Source organism: Hymenobacter daecheongensis DSM 21074 (assembly GCF_900141805.1).
In the GTDB taxonomy this organism is placed as follows: domain Bacteria; phylum Bacteroidota; class Bacteroidia; order Cytophagales; family Hymenobacteraceae; genus Hymenobacter; species Hymenobacter daecheongensis.
This window is the reverse complement of the sequence record NZ_FQYN01000005.1, coordinates 324,283-342,415: the sequence shown is the minus strand read 5'-3', so window position 1 is coordinate 342,415 and position 18,133 is coordinate 324,283. Positions and strand designations below refer to the sequence as shown.

The 18,133-nt window shown below is 62.7% G+C and carries 16 protein-coding genes and 1 tRNA gene; 13 read left to right on the top strand and 4 right to left on the bottom strand.

The genetic code is table 11. The features are described 5' to 3' along the window. Positions 1-43 precede the first annotated feature (43 nt). From BUB62_RS12015 to BUB62_RS11995, 5 genes are all read left to right on the top strand, one after another. Complete coding sequence (locus BUB62_RS12015; protein ID WP_073110411.1) at positions 44-637, top strand: hypothetical protein; 594 nt, start codon at positions 44-46, stop codon at positions 635-637. Positions 638-831: 194 nt separating this feature from the next. Continuing rightward, positions 832-1,758 carry an NAD(P)/FAD-dependent oxidoreductase gene (locus BUB62_RS12010; RefSeq protein WP_073110410.1) on the top strand — a complete coding sequence of 309 codons (927 nt, stop codon included), beginning with the start codon at positions 832-834 and terminating at the stop codon, positions 1,756-1,758. Between the two features lie 88 nt (positions 1,759-1,846). Then, positions 1,847-2,167 (top strand): hypothetical protein, encoded by a 321-nt coding sequence (locus BUB62_RS12005; protein ID WP_234988683.1) that lies wholly within the window; start codon positions 1,847-1,849, stop codon positions 2,165-2,167. A gap of 2 nt (positions 2,168-2,169) precedes the next feature. Then, positions 2,170-3,360 carry an ABC transporter permease gene (locus tag BUB62_RS12000; RefSeq protein ID WP_084539026.1) on the top strand — a complete coding sequence of 397 codons (1,191 nt, stop codon included), beginning with the start codon at positions 2,170-2,172 and terminating at the stop codon, positions 3,358-3,360. Between the two features lie 74 nt (positions 3,361-3,434). Further along, complete coding sequence (locus tag BUB62_RS11995; protein WP_073110466.1) at positions 3,435-4,694, top strand: PP2C family protein-serine/threonine phosphatase; 1,260 nt, start codon at positions 3,435-3,437, stop codon at positions 4,692-4,694. A gap of 109 nt (positions 4,695-4,803) precedes the next feature. On the opposite strand, the gene BUB62_RS11990 is transcribed toward BUB62_RS11995, so the two are convergent. Both BUB62_RS11990 and BUB62_RS11985 read right to left on the bottom strand, forming a co-directional pair. Next, complete coding sequence (locus BUB62_RS11990; protein ID WP_073110406.1) at positions 4,804-6,246, bottom strand: O-antigen ligase family protein; 1,443 nt, start codon at positions 6,244-6,246, stop codon at positions 4,804-4,806. Between the two features lie 154 nt (positions 6,247-6,400). After that, on the bottom strand, positions 6,401-7,471 hold the full coding sequence (locus BUB62_RS11985) for a GumC domain-containing protein (RefSeq protein WP_143164134.1): 1,071 nt from the start codon (positions 7,469-7,471) through the stop codon (positions 6,401-6,403). Between the two features lie 197 nt (positions 7,472-7,668). Between BUB62_RS11985 and BUB62_RS11980 the strand changes: the two genes are divergently transcribed. The 7 genes from BUB62_RS11980 (at position 7,669) to BUB62_RS11950 (ending at position 14,613) form a co-directional block, all read left to right on the top strand. Continuing rightward, the gene (locus BUB62_RS11980) at positions 7,669-9,108 is read left to right on the top strand and encodes an oligosaccharide flippase family protein (RefSeq protein ID WP_073110403.1); all 1,440 of its coding nucleotides are present in this window, start codon (positions 7,669-7,671) and stop codon (positions 9,106-9,108) included. A gap of 143 nt (positions 9,109-9,251) precedes the next feature. Next, a complete protein-coding gene (locus BUB62_RS11975) occupies positions 9,252-10,469 on the top strand; it encodes a glycosyltransferase family 4 protein (RefSeq protein ID WP_073110402.1) in 1,218 nt (405 codons plus the stop codon). A 203-nt stretch (positions 10,470-10,672) separates the two neighbouring features. Then, on the top strand, positions 10,673-11,290 hold the full coding sequence (locus BUB62_RS11970; RefSeq protein WP_073110400.1) for a polysaccharide deacetylase family protein: 618 nt from the start codon (positions 10,673-10,675) through the stop codon (positions 11,288-11,290). Between the two features lie 3 nt (positions 11,291-11,293). Beyond that, a complete protein-coding gene (locus tag BUB62_RS11965) occupies positions 11,294-12,406 on the top strand; it encodes a glycosyltransferase (RefSeq protein WP_084539024.1) in 1,113 nt (370 codons plus the stop codon). Positions 12,407-12,430: 24 nt separating this feature from the next. Continuing rightward, complete coding sequence (locus BUB62_RS11960) at positions 12,431-13,198, top strand: TatD family hydrolase (protein ID WP_073110399.1); 768 nt, start codon at positions 12,431-12,433, stop codon at positions 13,196-13,198. 176 nt (positions 13,199-13,374) lie between these two features. Continuing rightward, a complete protein-coding gene (locus tag BUB62_RS11955; protein WP_084539023.1) occupies positions 13,375-14,466 on the top strand; it encodes an asparaginase in 1,092 nt (363 codons plus the stop codon). Positions 14,467-14,525: 59 nt separating this feature from the next. After that, positions 14,526-14,613: transfer RNA gene (locus BUB62_RS11950), tRNA-Ser, on the top strand. Between the two features lie 106 nt (positions 14,614-14,719). Here the strand turns inward: BUB62_RS11950 and BUB62_RS11945 are convergent. Together BUB62_RS11945 and BUB62_RS11940 are read right to left on the bottom strand one after the other, a co-directional pair. Then, entirely contained in the window at positions 14,720-15,055 is a 336-nt protein-coding gene (locus tag BUB62_RS11945) for an ASCH/PUA domain-containing protein (RefSeq protein WP_073110397.1), read from the bottom strand. Between the two features lie 144 nt (positions 15,056-15,199). Continuing rightward, positions 15,200-16,411 carry an MFS transporter gene (locus BUB62_RS11940; RefSeq protein ID WP_073110395.1) on the bottom strand — a complete coding sequence of 404 codons (1,212 nt, stop codon included), beginning with the start codon at positions 16,409-16,411 and terminating at the stop codon, positions 15,200-15,202. Between the two features lie 713 nt (positions 16,412-17,124). On the opposite strand from BUB62_RS11940, the gene BUB62_RS11935 reads away from it, so the two are divergent. Then, positions 17,125-17,982 carry an AraC family transcriptional regulator gene (locus BUB62_RS11935; RefSeq protein WP_073110393.1) on the top strand — a complete coding sequence of 286 codons (858 nt, stop codon included), beginning with the start codon at positions 17,125-17,127 and terminating at the stop codon, positions 17,980-17,982. Positions 17,983-18,133 lie beyond the last annotated feature (151 nt).

Genomic DNA, 18,133 nt, shown 5'->3' with positions numbered 1-18,133 from the left:
GTCAAGCACCAACTTTTCAACCCCTTCCCATTTTTCCTGCATCATGAAAAAAACTGCTTTTGTTTCCGCCCGCCCGCTGGCTCCTGCCAGATTTGCCCTCGCCCTGCTGCTGGCCGCCCCGCTGGCCTTCGCCGCCTGCAGCGACGACAAAGACGACCCGGAGCCCGAAGAAGACAACGAGCTGATTACGACCGTGACCTACACCCTGACTCCGGTAGCCGGCAGCAGCGCGCCCGCTGCTACCATCACCTGGGAAGACCTGGACGGGGCCGGCGGAGCTGCTCCGGTTATCACCGGCGGGCCGCTGGCCCTGCGCGCCGGCACCACCTATACCGGCACCATCACGCTGCTCGACAAAACCAAAACCCCGGCCGCCAACGTCACGGACGAAGTGGCCAAAGAGAAGGAAGACCACCTTTTCCTCTACGAGCCGGCCCCGACCGTCCTGCTCAGCATCACGCGCACCGATAAGGATTCCAAGAACCTGGAAGTGGGCCTGACCACCCGCCTCGTGACGACGACGGCCGCCACGGGCACCCTGAAAATTACGCTGCGCCACCAGCCCGGCACCAAAAATGGCAACGCCAGCCCCGGCGATACCGACGTGGAGGCTACCGTGCCGGTGGCCGTGCAGTAGCGCCTCATGCGACTAGCTGACGCTGCTTTTCGGAAATAGCCGCGGCCTGGCCCCATGCTCTTGGTGAGGAGCGCTGGCCGGGCCCAAGGACAGCGGGTGTCTGCAAGCACCCGCTGTCCCGGCTTATTTTTGGGAAGGAAGCCTGAGCGCAGGCGCGTGCTTCTTTGCTTTTTACTTTTTCTCCGGCTTCTGCAATGCCTAAAATCTTATTACCTGCTCATACTGCCTACGACATGATTATCGTGGGGGCCGGCAATGCCGGCCTGAGCGCCGCGCTGGTACTCGGACGGGCCCGCCGCCGTGTGCTCGTACTGGATGCGCCCCCGCCGCGTGCCGGGTTACATACGCCCGATTTTTTTGCCCGCGAAGGGGCTGGTGCCCAAACCGGGCTGGGCCTGGGGCGCGAGCAGCTGCTGCCCTACCCGGTAGAATTCTGCGGGCTTGAGCCCCAACAGCCGGAGCTGACCGCGGCCGGCATTCGCCTGACGCTGGCGGCCGGGACCGTGGTGACGGCCCCGGCGCTGGTGCTGGCCACCGGCGTGGCCGATGAGTTGCCCGCCGTGCCGGGCCTGCCCGCGCTGTGGGGGCGGGGCGTATACCACTGCCCTTACTGTCACGGCTGGGAAAACCGCTACAATCAGGTAGCAGTATATGGTCGCGGCGCGACCGGCTACGAGCAGGCGGTGCTGCTGCACCACTGGTGCCCGCGCCTCACGCTCAACACCGACGGTGCCGCCGGCCTGACCCCGGCGCAACGAGAACATCTGATGGCGCTGGGCGTGGTGGTAGAGGAAACGCCCGTCGCGGCACTCGACGGCTCCCGCAAATGCCTGCACGCGCTGGTGCTGCAGGATGGTCGCCGGCAGCCAGTGGATGCCGTGTTTCTGCGCCCCGGCCAGCGGCAGCGCAGCCCCCTGGCGGCGCAGTTGGGCTGCGCCTTCAGCCCCGATGGCGTGTATGTGCAGGTAGATGAGGCGGGCCAGACCAACCTGCCCGGCATTTACGCCGTGGGCGACATGACCGGGGCATTTCAGCCGGCCATTCTGGCGGCGGCCAGTGGCACCCGCGCCGCCGCCGCGCTGAACAACGCGCTGATCTTTGGCCGCAGCGCCGCCGCCTGAACCAGCCTCTACCGGCAGAAACGTACATTCAGGCGGCCCTGGGCGGGCAATGCGGACAGATAGCGGACGAAAGCCGGATTCTGCTGCCGTGTATTTCCCATTCCCGCTGCCCGGCGCTACATTTGCCTGCCTCACCTGCCCTCCCGCTTCCGTGACCAACTCCGAATTTGACATTCTTGACGAGCTGTACTTCGTCACCTCTTTCCGCGACCTGCTGCAGAAAACCAGCCTGCCCGTTCCGGCCCTGGAAAACGGCCTGCGCGGCCTGCTGGAGCAGGACTACGTGAAGTGCTTCTACCCCGACCCCGACACGGAGCTGGCTTACGAAATCACGTCCTTCGGGGCCATTGCCCGCGACTGCTACTACCTGGCTACCAAGGCCGGGCTGCTGGCGCATAATTCCCGCTAGCCGTGGCCGCCGCCCCCGCTTCTGCTGCTCCCGTTCGGGCGGTGCCCGTGGCGCGGGCGCCGGGCTACTACGTGCGGCAGCGGCTGCTCCAAAACCGGCCCGCCATGCTCGGGCTGGGCTTTATCGTGCTGTGCGTGCTCGTGGCCCTGGCCGGCTACTGGGTGCTGCCCGACAACTCGCCCGATGCCAACAACGGCCTGGTGCAGCTGCAGAAGGAACCACCCGGCTTCCGGGCCACTGTTCTGCGCCTGCCGCTGCCCGATTCCGCCCGCACCGCCGCCGACAACCCGCTGCGCACCTGGCAGCAGGGCCGCGCCCCGCAGTTCCGCGACGTGCCCATCGGCGGCTACCGCATCATCGGCGACTCCGTGCGCATTGAGCCCTACCAGAACCACAGCGCCCTGGCCGAGCGGCCAAAAACCTACGCCCTGGCCGACGTAGCCGGCCGCACCGGTCCGACGGCCGAGCTGCGCCGCGTGGTGGAGCAGGAGCGTATTATAAAAAGAACCTACTGGCTGGGCACCGACAAAGCCGGCCGCGACGAGCTGAGCCGGCTGCTGCTGGGCACACGCATCTCGCTGGGTATCGGGCTGGTAGCGGTGCTCATTTCGCTGGCGCTGGGTATGCTGGTGGGGGCGCTGGCCGGCTACCTCGGCGGCTGGGTCGATAGTCTGCTGCTGGGGCTGATGACGGTGGTGTGGAGCATTCCGGGTATCATGCTGGTCATTGCCATTTCGCTGGCGCTCGATAGTAAGGGCGTCTGGACCTCCTTCGTGGCCGTGGGCCTGACTATGTGGGTAGATGTGGCCCGCGTGGTGCGCGGGCAGATGCTGGGCCTGCGCGAAAAAACCTTCGTGGAGGCCGGCCGCGTGCTGGGCCTGCCCCAGAGCCGGCTGATTATCCGCCACTTGCTGCCCAACATGACGGGCCCGCTCATCGTCATTGCAACCTCTAACTTCGCGGCGGCCATTCTGCTCGAAGCCGGCCTGAGCTTTCTGGGCTTGGGCGTGCAGCCGCCGGCTCCCTCGTGGGGGCTGATGGTGAATGAGGGCTTCCAGCTGCTGGGCACCCGCGCCGGCCTGTGGCTCACGCTGCTGCCCGGCTTGGCTATCAGTCTGCTAGTGCTTAGCTTTAACCTGCTGGGCAACGGCCTGCGCGACGCTTACGACCCCAAAACTCCGATTGGAGGCTGAGTGGTTGATGGTGCTTGTTTTCTGACTCCCATCTGAATCCAAGCACCAACAACCAGAAACCAAAAACCAACGAAATGCCTGATTCCAACCTGCTCCACACCAACGCCGACGTGCTGACGCTGCGAAAATCGCTGCTGCTCAAAAAGCAGGAGCTAAGTGCGTTGCTGGAGATTACGCAGGCCATCAACCTGGATACCACCGAGGAAGCGCTGTACAAGATATTCCAGTTTACCCTGCTCGGGCAGCTGAATATTCGCCGCATCGTGGTGTATCTGAAGGAGGAGCGGCAGTGGCAGTGTGTGGTGTCGTTTGGCTTCCAGCTAGCTGATTTCAAGAAGATTGAGCTGCCCGACGAAATTATTGAGAACTGCACCGAGGTGCCCTGCCCCATCAGCGCCTACGCGCTGGGTACGGAGTGGCAGCAGCTCGAAACCATCATTCCGGTGGTGCAGAAGGGCACGGTGCTGGCCTACGTGCTGATCGGCAACGTGCAGGAAGACTACGCCAACGAGGAAGCCACCAGCTTTCTGCAGACGCTGAGCAACATTCTGATCGGGGCCATCGAAAACCGGCGGCTGAACCGCCAGCGCGTGGCCGCGGCTGCCATTCGCAAGGAGATTGAAATTGCGCAGGAAGTGCAGAATATGCTGTTTCCGCGCCAGCTACCCAACGATGCCCACGTGGCCGTGCACGCCAGCTACGTGCCCCACACCGCCATCGGCGGCGACTACTACGACGTAGTCACCATCGACCAGGACAAGTTCATGTTCTGCGTGGCCGACGTGTCGGGCAAGGGCGTGCCGGCCTCGCTGCTGATGTCGAACTTCCAGGCCGGGCTGCGCACGCTGCTGCGCCAAAACGTGGACCTGGCCACCATCGTGCACGAGCTGAACCACCTGCTGTTTCGCAACTCGGGCGGCGAGAAGTTCATCACCGTCTTCTTCGGTATTTACGACCGCCGCACGCGCCACCTGCAGTATGTGAATGCCGGCCACAACGACCCCATTCTGCTCACCGACAGCGGCCCGGTGCAGTACCTGAAAACCGGCACCGTGATGCTCGGCATCATGGAGGAGCTGCCCATGCTGACGGTGGGCGAAACCGATATTCCGCCCCATTCGCTGTTGCTCAACTACACCGACGGCCTCACCGAAGTCTTCAACGCCAGCGGCGACGAGTATGGCGAAGAGGGCCTCATCGAACTGATCCGCCGCAACCGCTACCTGCCCTTGAGCGGCCTGCACAAGGAAATGCTCAAGGAAATCGAAGCCTTCAACGTGAACAAAACCCAGTTCTCCGACGACATCACCATTCTGAGCTGCCGGTTTAAGTAGTGAGATGGTGAGATAGTGAAATGGTGAGTTTGATGTTCTGGCTGCGCTAACTGCGCCGAATGCGCCACTTGCGCAAGCCGAACATCAAACTCACCATTTCACTATCTCACTATATCGCTATTTCCTCCTCAATCCAGCTTTCCACCCGCATCAGCACGGCTAGGGCGATGTAGAAGAAGGAGCCGATCTTATCGACCTCCACCAGCTCATTCAGCAGCAGGTGAAAGATGATGACGACCAGCGACAGGCCGGCGGCCAGCACCACGCGCCGGTGCTGGGGCGAGCGGCTGCGGTGGTACATGTTTTCGACCATCACCAGGGCCGTGCTGAACAGGATGACGAACAGCAGAAAGCCCGGCACGCCCTGCTCGGCCAACTGGAGCAGGAAGTAGTTGTGAGTGGTCGATTTCTCGGGGTTGTCGCTCACGTAGGTGCGGAAGCTCTTGACCGTGTAGCGCTTATACTCGGGGTAGAAGGTGCTGGGGCCGCTGCCGGTGATAGGCTTCTCGCTGATCATGCGGGCTGCCGCCACCCAGCGGTACACCCGCTCCATGCCCGATACGTCCTCCAGCTTGTAAGTAGCCTCCAGGTGCTGCTCGAAGTTGTGCCCGTTGAAAATCGTCTTCTCGAAGTCCGGGGCGTAGAGCATGTAGTTGTTCTGGCTCATGAAGTAGAATGCCCCGCTCAGGGCTGCCACGGCCGCCCCAGCCAGCACCAGCCGCGTGAGGCGCAGGCGCAGCACCAGATAAAACAGCCCCGCCACCGGCAACGACAGAATGGAAGCCCGCGTGTAGGAAAGCAGCACGCCAAACACCAGAATGCCCAGCGCCAGACGCCACGCCAGGCGCTTCAGGCCGGGCTGCTGGTCGCGGGCGGCGTAGAAGGCGTAGGGCACCAGCATGGCCGCCACCACGGCATAAATAACGTGGTTGATGTAGAATGGCTGAATGGCCCAGTTGATGGAATCGAAGGAAAAGCCCTTGGTGGCGTGCCGCGAAGCCGTGTACAGAATAGTGATGATGGCCCCGCTGACGTAGAACGCCGCTAGCCGCCACACATCGGCGGGCCGCCGTACGATGGTTAGCGTGACGAACACAAACGGCACGATGTACCAGAGCTTGGCCAGCAGGTACTTCACCGATTTGATAGGAGCCACCGAAAACACCGTGGAAACCACCGACCACAGCAGCGCCAGCCCCATAATAATGACCAGCGGATGGGCCCAGAACCGAGCGGGCACGTGGGTTTTGCCCAGCACCACGCTCACCCCAAAGCAGCCCAGCAGCACCAGCAGCAGCGGCTCAGAAGGCACGTCCATGCTCAGGCCGCCGGGCAGCCCGATTTCGCGCGAAAACGCCAGGCAGAACAGCAGCACGTAGTACACCCAGCGCCAGTCGACCAGCAGCACGGCAACGCCCAGCACCGCCAGCGGCAGCGCCAGCAGCGCCGGCGACTCCAGCAGCAGCGCCGCCGAGCCTGCCAGCAGCAGCACGCCAATGAAGACCACGAAAAGGCGCTGCGCAGCATCGCGCGGCCACAATATGCTTTGCATGAATTAAGAAGCTATCTAGAAAGTCAACAGAACGTCATTCCGAGCGAAGTCGAGGAATCTCGCATGCTGACGTATGAATAGTAATCCAACATCAGCACGCGAAATTCCTCGACTTCGCTCGGAATGACGTTCTAAATCTGAGTTAATTCAAAATTTACTTCTTTCCTACGCTTAGGTTGCCGCGGTACAGCTCCAGCAGGGTAATGAAAATGATGGACAGCACCAGCGTAATCAGCACCGAGGAGAAGACGATGAGCCAGCGCACGGGCGCGGATTTCTTGGTGGCCGGGAAGGCTTTCTGCACCACATAAATCGATGAAATCTTGCCACTGATGGCCAGGCGGGCAGTTTCGTAGGCGCTGCGGGCCCCGATGAGGCGGCCCTGAATGTCGTTGAAGCGGGCGTAGAGCGTGCTCATCAGGTCGGTGCCGGCCACGTAGCTTTCCAGGTTCAGCAGGTTGCCGCCGTCGGCCTGGGTGAGGCCTTTCAGGGCGCGGCGCAGGCCGGCGGCGCGGCGCGAGTCGCCTTCGCCCTCGGCGCGGCGCAGATCAGCTTCGGTTTCAATGATTTCCTTGGCCAGATACCGCGACTCGCGGTCCATGCCATAGATGCCGTAGCGGCGGCGGCCCTGCACCAGGCTGTCGCGGGTGAGGGCATATTCGCGTTCCAGAAACTCTTTCCGCTCGCCATACAGCTCAATTACCTTGCGGCGGTTTTCAAACGTAAGCTGCTGGTTGATAGAGTCGATAACCTGCGTGAGCGTATTGGTGATCTTGGCGGCCAGCACCTTGTCGCGGTCTTTGAAAGTCAGCTCAATGGCGTCGCGGTCGTTGTGCACCACCGTCAGGTTGCTGTTGAACTCGTCCAGGGCAGCTTGGTCGGCCTGGTCGTCGCCGGCCACGCCGGTTTTATAGTGCTTATGCAGCTTAAAGCGCTTGATAATCAACTCGGCCACGGTCTGCGACTCGCCGATGGTAATCACGCGGTCCAAGTCTTCGGCCCGGCCGCCCAGCTCCAGCTTGCCACCCTCGGTAAAGATGCGGTCAGGGTCGGTGGTGTTGGGGTTGGTAGGGTAGAAAACGGCCGTCGATTTGTAGATGTTCGGCAGCATCAGGGCTACGATAACGCTGATAATCAGCGCCAGGCCAACGGCCGCGAGCACCAGGGTTTTCCACCGATTGATAACGGGCCACAGGCCCAGCAACGAATAAGAGCGGGATGACATGCAGGATATAGGAAAGGGCAAGGGGCGCTGCCAGAGCCGGTTTTCGGCGGACAGCGGGGGCAAAGCTACTCGATTTTTGCCGCAATGAATAGCCCCGGCCGGCCGGCCGCGCCCTGCCTCTCACCAGGCCGCGCTGCCCCGCCGTCAGTTCATGCTGCCGGAGAAAATATCGGTGCGCCGCCGGTTTTTCCATAATTTTGCCGCCCACTCCACCAGCCGCCCGCATCAAAAAGTTTTTCGGAAATATCAGCTTCGTCGTGCTGCTCAACCTGCTGGTGAAGCCGGGCTGGGTGGTGGTGGAAAACCTGGTGCAGGACCGCCTAGGCCACGCCGCCTTCGGCACGTTTACGGCCCTGTATGCCCTCACGCTGATTTTTGCCTCCGTTTCCGACCTCGGCCTTACCCAGCTCACCACCAAGCGCGTGGCCGCCGACGCGGCGTTTCTGCCCGAATATTTCCCCACCATTCTACCCCTGAAAGGCGGCCTGTCATTGCTGTTTCTGGGCCTGATCGTGCTGACCGGCTACGGCATCGGCCACCGCGGCCATACGCTCACGCTGCTGGCCCTCACCGGCACGGGGCTGCTACTCACCCAATACACTGGTTTTCTGCGCGGTACGCTGCAGGCCCATCAACGCTTCAATACCGATGCGCTGCTCTCGGTGCTGGAAAAGGCGCTGCTGCTGCTGCTGGTGCTGGGCCTGCTGGCGGTGGGCCTCACGCTCGATAACTACGTGGTAGCCCGCTCAGTCGCCACGCTGTTTACCTTCGTGGTGCTGTATGGGCTCGTCAGCCGGCTCTACGGCCTGGTGCGCTACCGCCTGCGCTGGCAGCAGGCCCGCTTGGTGCTGCGGGCCAGCCTGCCGTTTGCCATGATTACGCTGCTCTACGGCCTGAATGAGCGCATTGACATGGTGATGCTGGAGCGCCTGGCCACGCCCGCCGAGGCCGGCTACTACGCCGGTGCCTACCGCTGGGTTGATGCCGTGATGATGTATATGTGGACGGTGCTGCCGCTGTTTTTCGCCAAGTTTGCCCGCGCCACCGACCAGCCCCGCGAGCAGCAGGAGTTGCTCTGGTTCGGGCAGCGCATCGTCACGGTGCCGCTGCTGTTTGTGGTGGGGTTTGTGCTGTTTCGGGGCGAGGTAGTATTCTGGCAGTTCACCCACAGCACGCCCCAGGAGCTGGCCCACATGACGGTGGCGCTGAAAATTCTCTTTATCAATGTGCTGGTCCACTCCTTTTTTGCCATTTATAGCACGCTGCTCACCAGCACCAGCCAGGAAAAGCCGGTGAGCTGGCTGGTGGCCGGCAGCATCGGGCTGAATGTGGGGCTGAACGTGGCACTGCTGCCGCGCTACGGAGCCGTGGCCGCCGCCCTGGATACGCTGCTGTGCGCCGTGTTCGTGTCGGGCGGCTACCTGTGGCTGGTACACCGCCGGGCCGGCGTGCAGATTCCGTGGAGCCTGCTGGCGCGGCTGGCCCTGGCCTTCGGGCTGCTGTGCGCCACCTTCGGCGGCCTGCGTCTGCTATTCAATCAATGGTTGCTGGAAGCGGTGGGAGCGGGGCTGGTGTTCGTAGGTATTCTGTTCGCCACTGGCATCGTGAAGCTCAGCGAGCTGAAAGCACTTCGATGAATTATGAATTTGGGTGAACTGAGTGCCTGAGCTGAAATATGATGTAGCGCGTACCGAATTATGATCCATGAATTTGCCCGCCAAGAATGCCAGCCAGCCCTGCGGAACAATTCATAATTCATAATTCATAATTCATAATTCCAGTGCAGATAGCCGTCAACGTCCGCTTCCTGCTGCCCGGCGACAAACTCGAAGGCATTGGGCGCTTCACCTACGAAACGCTCAGCCGCCTCGTGCGCCGGCACCCGGAGCACACGTTTCACTTCCTGTTCGACCGCGCCTACGACCCGCGCTACCTGTTCGGGCCCAATGTGGTGCCGCACGTGTTGTACCCCTCGGCGCGGCACCCGTTTTTGTTCGTGGCCTGGTTTGAGGGGGCCGTGGCGGCGTGGCTGGCCCGGCACCGCCCGGCCGTGTTCCTGAGCCCCGATGGCTTCACCACGCTCAACACCCGCGTGCCCCGCGTCACGGTGATGCACGATCTGGCCTTCGAGCATTTTCCGCAGGATGTGGGCCTGCTGCAGCGCCGCTACTACCAGTATTTCGCCCCCCGCTTCGCCCGCGCCTCGCAGGTGCTGGTGGCCGTATCGGAAGCCACGAAGCAGGATCTGATGGCGACCTACCGGATTCCGGCCGAACGTATCCGCATCGTATACAACGCCGTCGACGCGCATTTTCGGCCGCTGCCGGCTGCCGAGCAGCCGGCCGTGCGGGCGCGGTTCAGCGCGGGCGAGCCGTATTTTCTGTTCGTGGGGGCCCTGCAGCCGCGCAAAAATCTGGTGCATCTGCTGCGGGCCTTCGACCAGTTCAAAACCCGCACCGGCTCGCCGGTCAAGCTGCTCATTGTGGGCCGTACCGCCTGGAAGGCCGGCCCCATGTTCGATGCCTACCAGCAGATGCAGCACCGCGCCGCCGTGCATCTCACCGGCCGCGTGACCGACGAGGAGTTGGTTCAGCTCTACGGAGCGGCGTTGGCCACGGTGTATGTGCCTTATTTTGAGGGTTTTGGTATTCCTATTATCGAGGCCCAGGCTTGCGGCTGCCCCGTTATCACCTCTCAGTGCAGCAGCATGCCCGAAGTGGCCGGCGGCGCGGCCCTGCTGGTCGATCCGCACAGCGTCGATGCCATTGCCGCGGGCCTGAAAGTGCTGCACGCCGATGCGGCGCTACGCCGGCAGCTGGTGGAACTGGGCTTGCGCAATACCGAGCGGTTTTCGTGGGATAAAAGCGCTGATTCGCTCTGGGAAGCGGTGGAGGCAGCGCTGAACGGCTGTTTGGGCGGGGCAGGTGCCAGACCTCACCCCCGACCCCTCTCCTTGGGGAGAGGGGAGCCTAGCAATTCGCCAGCGGATTTATATTAATTACAATTGTATTTAAGTTTTATCTATTTGAAATACAATTGTTTGTGATAGGTAAATCGTCAAAATAGTCAGGCTCCCTCTCCCCAAGGAGAGGGGCTGGGGGTGAGGTCTGGCCACAGGCCCCGCCCGATTTGCCGTATCTTGCACACCCGAAACCGCCCAGTTCAGCATTCATAATTCCTAAAAAGGTGCGTCTGATCCGAATGCCAAACCCCGTACGGCGGCTGTTGCCCCAGTGTCTGTGGGAAATGCCCGGCACCGGCCGCACGCTCTACCTGACCTTCGACGACGGCCCCATTCCCGAAGAAACGCCCTTCGTGCTGGAGCAACTGGCCCGCTTTGAGGCCAAAGCTACCTTCTTCTGCGTGGGCGAAAACCTGGCCCGCCACCCCGATATTGCCCGGCAGGCCCTGGCCGCCGGCCACCGCCTGGCCAACCATACCCACCGCCACATCAGCGGCTGGACCCACTCCCGCCCCGACTTCGTGGCCGATGTGGGCCGCTGTCAGCGCGAACTGGACCAACTGCTGCCCGTCCCGGAGGCCCGGCCGCTACTGCGCCCGCCCTTCGGCCGCATCACGCCGCCGCTGGCCCGCACGCTCAGCGTCACCCACCAGGTGGTGATGTGGGACGTGCTCACCTGCGACTACGACCAGGACTTTGCGGCCCCGCGCTGCCTGGAAACGGCCATTCGCTACACCAAGCCCGGCTCCATCGTTGTGTTTCACGATAGCCTGAAAGCCAGCCGCAACCTGCGCTACGTGCTGCCGCGCTACCTGGCGCACTTTGCCGGACTGGGCTTCCGGTTCGAGACGCTGTAGCGCATGCTGACGCTGCTCACCATCTATTTTGGCCTGTGGTTTCTGGTGCTGGGCGCGGCCACCGTGCTGTTTTGGCGGCACCCCCGGCCGGCCGCCGCGCCCCTGGCCGCGCCGCTGCCTCGCGTGAGCATTCTTATTGCGGCCCGCAACGAGGAGGCCGCTATCAGCCGCTGCCTGCTTGCCATCCGGGCGCTGCACTACCCGGCCCACCTGATTGAAGTGCTGCTCGGCGACGATGCCTCCACCGACCGCACCACCGCCGTAGCCGAGGCCGCCATGCGCGGCTACGCGGGCCATTTCCGCTGCCTGCGCATCACCGATACGCTGGGCAGTGCCCGTGGCAAGGCCAACGTGCTGGCTCACCTCACCCGCGTCGCCACCACCGATTTTTTCCTGCTCACCGATGCCGACATTGCCGTGCCGCCCACCTGGGTAGCGGCCCTGCTGGCACCCGCGCTGCCTCCGGCAAGCCGCGTGGGCACCGTCACGGGCCTCACGGTGGTGCGCGGCCCGCGCCTGTTCGACCAGCTCCAGGGCCTCGACTGGCTGCTGTCATTGGGCCTGGTGCAGGTGGTATCGGACCGGGGCCGGCCCGTGACGGCCATGGGCAACAACATGCTGGTGACCCGCGCCGCCTACGAGGCCACCGGCGGCTACGAGGCCCTGCCGTTTTCCGTGACCGAGGATTTCGCCCTATTCAAGGCCGTGCTGGCGCGGGGCTTCACGTTTCGCCACGTGTTCCGGCCCGAGGTGCTGGCGTTTTCTTTGCCCATCGGCACGCCCGCGGGCCTGCTGCACCAGCGGCGGCGCTGGCTGGGCGGGGTAGAGGCGCTGCCAGGATGGCTGCAGGGCGGGCTGCTGTTTTATGGCGCTTTCTATTTGATGCTGGCGCTGCTGGCCGTAGTGGGCGGGCCGCTGACGGCGCTGACGGTGCTGGCCGCCAAAATGCTGTTGCAGGGCCTGCTGGCGCATTTTTGCTTTCACCGGGCGGGGCTGCGGCTGCGCTGGGCGCTGCTGCCGGCCTTCGAGCTGTACACCATTGTCCTCACGCTGGGGCTGGGGCTGTTCCGGGTTTTTGGGCTGAAATTCGACTGGAAAGGCCGGCAGTACCGGTAGGAGCGGGGTTGCTACCTTTGCCCCATGCACTACACCGATTCGCACGCCCACATCTATTCCGAGCAGTTTAAGCCCGACCGCGACGACGCGCTGCGCCGCGCCTTCGACGCGGGCGTGACCACCATTGTCATGCCCAACATCGACCACACCAGTGTGGACGTAATGCTCGAAACCGAGGCGAATTACCCGGAGCGGTGCTTCGCCATGATGGGCCTGCACCCGTGCTCGGTGAAGCAGGATTTTCAGCGCGAGCTGTACCTGGTGGAAGACTGGCTGAATAAGCGCCCGTTTGCGGCGGTAGGGGAGTGCGGCCTCGATCTGTACTGGGACAAAACCACCCTGCCCCAGCAGCAGGAAGCCCTGCGCGTGCAGATCGGGCTGGCCAAAAAGCACCGCCTGCCCCTGGTGCTGCACACCCGCGACGCCTTCCAGCAAACCGCCGACCTCATCGAAGAAGCCCAGGACGGCACGCTACGCGGCGTATTTCACTGCTTTTCGGGCACCAAGGAAGAAGCCGAGCGGGCCATTAAGCTGGGCTTCAAGCTGGGCATCGGTGGCGTGGCCACCTTCAAAAACGGCGGCGCCGCCCAGTTCCTGCCCGGCCTGAGCCTGGAGCACCTGCTGCTCGAAACCGACTGCCCCTACCTGGCCCCGGCCCCGCACCGCGGCAAGCGCAACGAGCCGTCCTACCTGCCCCTCATCGGTCTGCGCGTGGCTACGCTGCTGGGCAAAACCGAAGCCGAAGTAGCCGAAGCCACCATCCGCAACGCACAGGCATTGTTTAAGTTATAGCCTGTTATTGCGAGCAAAGCGAAGCAATCCGTCCTCTGAAATGTAAAAAACTCTGTTAACCCACAAAGCCCTGGCGTACGCATACGTCAGGGCTTTATGGGTAAACAAGGCTTTCTTTGTTGCTCAGGACGGATTGCTTCGCTCTGCTCGCAATGACAGTTTTTTACCCGCTCCCAATGCCCGCCACGCTCCCCCAACCCACCATCATCCAAACCCACGACCTCGCGCCTGATGGCCGGCCGCCGGCTTCCGTCCTGGTTATTTATACCGGCGGCACGGTGGGCATGGAGTATAATAAGCGCGGCGAGTTGGTGCCGATGAAGTTTGAGCGCATTCGCAAGAAGATGCCCGAGCTGCGGCAGCTGCCCATGAATCTGTCGGTGCTGAGTCTGCCCGAGGCCATTGACTCCTCCAACGTAACGCCCGCCGATTGGCTGCTGCTGGCCCGGATCATCGGCGAAAACTACGCTCACTACGACGGCTTCGTGGTGTTGCACGGCACCGATACCATGGCCTACTCGGCGGCGGCGCTCAGCTACCTGCTCGAAAATCTGGGCAAGCCCGTCGTCTTTACCGGGGCGCAGGTGCCCGTGGGCCGCATCCGCACCGATGCCCGCCGCAACCTCATCACGGCCCTCGACATTGCGGCCGCCCGCCACCCCATGGCCGGCACCGTGCGCGTGCCAGAAGTGTGCCTGTTTTTTAACGATTTGCTCATTCGCGGCAACCGCGCCAAAAAGGTGGAGAGTGAGCAGTACAATGCCTTCCGCAGCGAAAACTACCCACCGCTGGCCCGCGCCGGCATCGAAGTAGCCTTCGACGACAAGCAGATTCTGCTGCTGCCCGGCGGCCCCCTGCGCGTGCACCAGCAGCTCGACGACCGGGTGGTGATTCTAAAGCTGTTTCCCGGCATCACAGAGCAAGTAGTGCGCGCTATTCTCGGGCTCGACGGCCTGCGCGGCTGCGTGCTCGAAACCTACGGCTCCGGCAACGCGCCCACCGCGCCCTGGTTTCTGCGGTGCCTGCGCGAAGCCCACGCGCGGGGCGTGCACCTGCTCAATGTGAGCCAGTGCGAAGAAGGCCGCGTGATGCAGGGCCAGTACGAAACCAGCGCCCACCTCACCGCCTTGGGCGTTATCGGCGGCGACGACATCACCACCGAGGCGGCCATCACCAAGCTGATGTTTGTGCTGGGCCTGGGCCTGCCTGCCGCCGAAACCGCCCGCCTGCTCACCCACGACCTGCGCGGGGAAATAACGCTGGCCTAGCGCCCGAAGCTTGCGTATCCGAAAATTCGGACGTTACTTTGTGCCCGATTGCTACCCCTAGAGAGGTGTCCGAGTGGTCGAAGGAGCACGCCTGGAAAGTGTGTATGGCTCAAAAGGTCATCGTGGGTTCGAATCCCATCCTCTCTACTGAAAGCCCTGTTTGCCCTGCGCAAACGGGGCTTTTTCGTTTGCGAAGAGTTTTAGTTTGTTCGGCTGAAAGTTGAATTTCAAGCGGTTATCAGCCAGTAGTTGGCTACCAAAGTCTGGTGTCATTGATGCCCGGCGGCAGAGGCGGCAGCGTGCCGAAGCCCAACACGCACCAGCCGGCCTCGATGCCGAAGCCGCCGCCCGACAGCACGTAGCTGATCCAGCGGGTGGTGGTTCGGCCGCTGTACTGCTCGGTTTCGGGCTCGTATTCGCGTAGTAGCAACTCGTCGCCCACCTGAAAGTCGCGGTCATTCTCGCGCACGTCGAACGGCTTGATGCCCGCCTCGACGGCGGCGAAACAGGCGGGCCAGGTTTTCAGCTCGTGGGTGCGATGCTGAGCTGGCAGCGTACCGGAGGTGAAGAAAGTGGTGGTAGGAATCATGGAAGTCGTGGTTGGAGTTAGCAGACAATAAATACTACTGATTCCGACTTTATAATGATGCCAGGTGGCTCGTTATCAGCAAATAATAACAACCAGGTAACACCAAATAGTTGCGGCGGGATATAGCGCGGCCGGTGGGGGCGGCTAGTGCGGCTCCGGCCCGGCCGGCTGGGCCGCGGGGGCAAAGCGCAGGCGCAGCGCCACTACCACCAGCACGGCAAACAGGCCCACCACCACGCCCAGCGCCAGGCGCAGCGTGATGCTGTCGGCTAGCCAGCCGATGAGCGGCGGCCCCAGCAGAAACCCGCCGTAGCCGATGGTTGAAACCAGGCCGATGGCCACGCCGGGGGCCATGTTGGGCTGCCGGCCCGCGGCGCTGAACACTGTGGGCACGATGCCCGCCAGCCCCAGCCCGATAAGAAACAGGCCGCCGATGCCCACCGCCGGCCGGGGCACCAGCAGCATGCCCAGCAGCCCGACAAAGGCCAGTGCCCCGCCCAGCGCCACCACCCGGCGCGGCCCAAACCGCAGCACGAGCGCATCGCCGAAAAGGCGGCCGAAGGTCATGGTGAGGGAAAAGGCCGCGTAGCCGAGCGGGGCCAGCGCGGCCGTGGCCGCCGCGTTTTCCACCAGATAAATCGTGCTCCAGTCGGCCATGGCTCCTTCGCCCAGCATGCAGCAGAAGGCCACCACCCCCAGGCCCAGCATAGCGCGGCTGGGCCAGCGAAATCCGGTTTTGGGGGCCGCAGCGTCAGTTTCGGCCGGCGCGGTGTCCGGCAGCAGGCTCTTCACCACCCCAAACACCAGCAGCACGCTCAGCGCCGAAAGGCCCAGCAGCGGCGGCGCGAGGCCCAGCGCCAGCCGCGCACTCAGCGCCCCCGCGCCGGCTCCCAGCATGCCGCCGAAGCTGAACGCGGCGTGAAACGAGGACATAATGGGCCGCTGGTGCTGGGTTTCCACATGCAGAGCTTGGCTGTTCATGGCCACATCGAGCAGGCCGGTGGAAGCGCCCAGCAGCAGAAACAGCGCCATCAGCTGCCAGGGGCTGTGCAGCACCGCCATGCCCGGAATCAGGCTGCAGAACAGCAGCGCCCCCACCGTGGTGAGGCGGGCGCTGCCCAGGCGCTGAATCAGCCAGCCGGCCACGGGCATGGCGCACCACGCCCCGATGGCGTGGCAGAACAGCACCTGGCCTAAGTCGCGGTGGTTCAGGCCGTAGCGCTGCTCCAGCTCGGGCAGGCGGGCGGCCCAGTTGGCAAACAGCAGCCCGTGCAGAAAGAAAATCAGCGTGACGGCGAAGCGGGCACGGCCCGACGCGCGCAGCACGTCGGAAGGGCGGGACAGCAGCTGAGGCATGGCGAATAAGTAAACAGCAAAGGTAGCGGCCCGGCAAAGGGCTCACTACCACCGATTTATTGAATGATGATGCTGGATTAATCGACTCGTGGCCTGTTGTTTGCCGTTTCGGCGTAGCCGGGCATTGCTTTCGGACTGTTTGCGTTGATTTTTCAGGGCGTTGAACCGTGTAGAGACGCCTACTGGCGTCTCGTCAGCCGCGTCGGCCCAACGATTGCCGTTCAACGACAAGACGCAACTCTACACCTTTTTCACACCTCTTTCGCTAACTCAAACAGCTTCTTGGCCTGGCTATCGAAGCCAGCTCTGGGCCGCCCAGACTGCAGCCTGACCTTGGGGCAGGGGCATAAAAAAAGCCGCCCCACCCGGAACGACTTTTAGTGGAATCAGAAGCCGGAGAAAAATTCCCACCCAACTCCGGTCCGATTCTGGCCGCTCAGATAATGCTGAAACAGCATCGTCGTCGTGGTCAGGCCTTGGCGGCTACCCAACTGCTAGCTGAGGGCCGCGATATTGTTATTCTAAAAAGTAAGAACCGATGCTCTGAGCGAAAAATCTGGTTGAATGCCGCGGGCCTTATTTTTCGGCCTGCTACTGTTACAAAGGTATCAGACAATAGTGCCGCTTACTACGCCTGTATTTATTTGTTTTGGTGCTACATTCAGCAAAAATGCTGAGCAAACGTTTGCATTGCCTTACTCAGGCACCAATTTATGCAGCTTCAATTCGAAAATATTCAGACTTCGACCGGCAGCTCCTTCACGCTGCTGCACCATACCAGCGTGCAAGATAGCGGCATGGTGTGGCATCATCATCCGGAGTATGAGCTGGTGTATATTCCGGCCGGGGGCGGGCGGCGGCACATCGGCAAGCACATTTCCCGCTTTCAGGATGGCGAGCTGGTGTTCATTGGCCCCAATCTGCCGCACCTAAGCTTCAGCTACGGCCGCCAGGACCCCTACGAGCAGATTGTGGTGCAGCTGCGGGCCGATATGATGGGCGAAGCCTTCTGGCAGCTGCCGGAGCTGGCCCCCGTGCAGCAGCTCTTCGCCCGTTCGCACCAGGGCCTCTCGTTTGGGCCCGACACGCGGGCGGCGGTAGGTGCAGCCCTGCGCGAGATGACCACCCAACCCTCGTTTCAGCGCCTGCTCACGCTGCTGCAGGTGCTGCGGCAGTTGGCCGAGGCCCCCGATGTGACGGTGCTGCACGCCGGCAGCGGGAAGCTGGGCAAATACGGCAAGGAAAAGGAGCGCCTCACCCAGATTTACCAGTACGTGCAGCAGCATTACAGCCGCAGCATTGAGGTGCGCGAGCTGGCCGACCTGGCAAACTTATCGGTGCCGGCGTTTTGCAGCTATTTCAAGAAGATGACCGGCCAGACGCTGACCGATTTCGTGCAGGAATACCGGGTGAATCAGGCGTGTCTGCTGCTGCTCACCGATGCCACCATCACGGAGGTGAGCTACGCCAGCGGCTTCAACAATATGTCGCACTTCAACAAGACGTTTCGCAAGCTCACGGGGCAGAGCCCCTCGGAGTATCGGCGGCAGAAGATGAGCGAGCTGGCCTGAGCCGGGCGCGGAGGCCGCCTTAGAAGGCCCGAAAGCGGGTTGGTTTAAGGCCGAAAAGTATATTTTTAATTTTTGGCCGCGGCGGGGGCGAGGCCGGGAAATGGCACGCTGGTTGTCTGGAGGGCTATAGAGGAGCAGGCCGCCGGCTTCT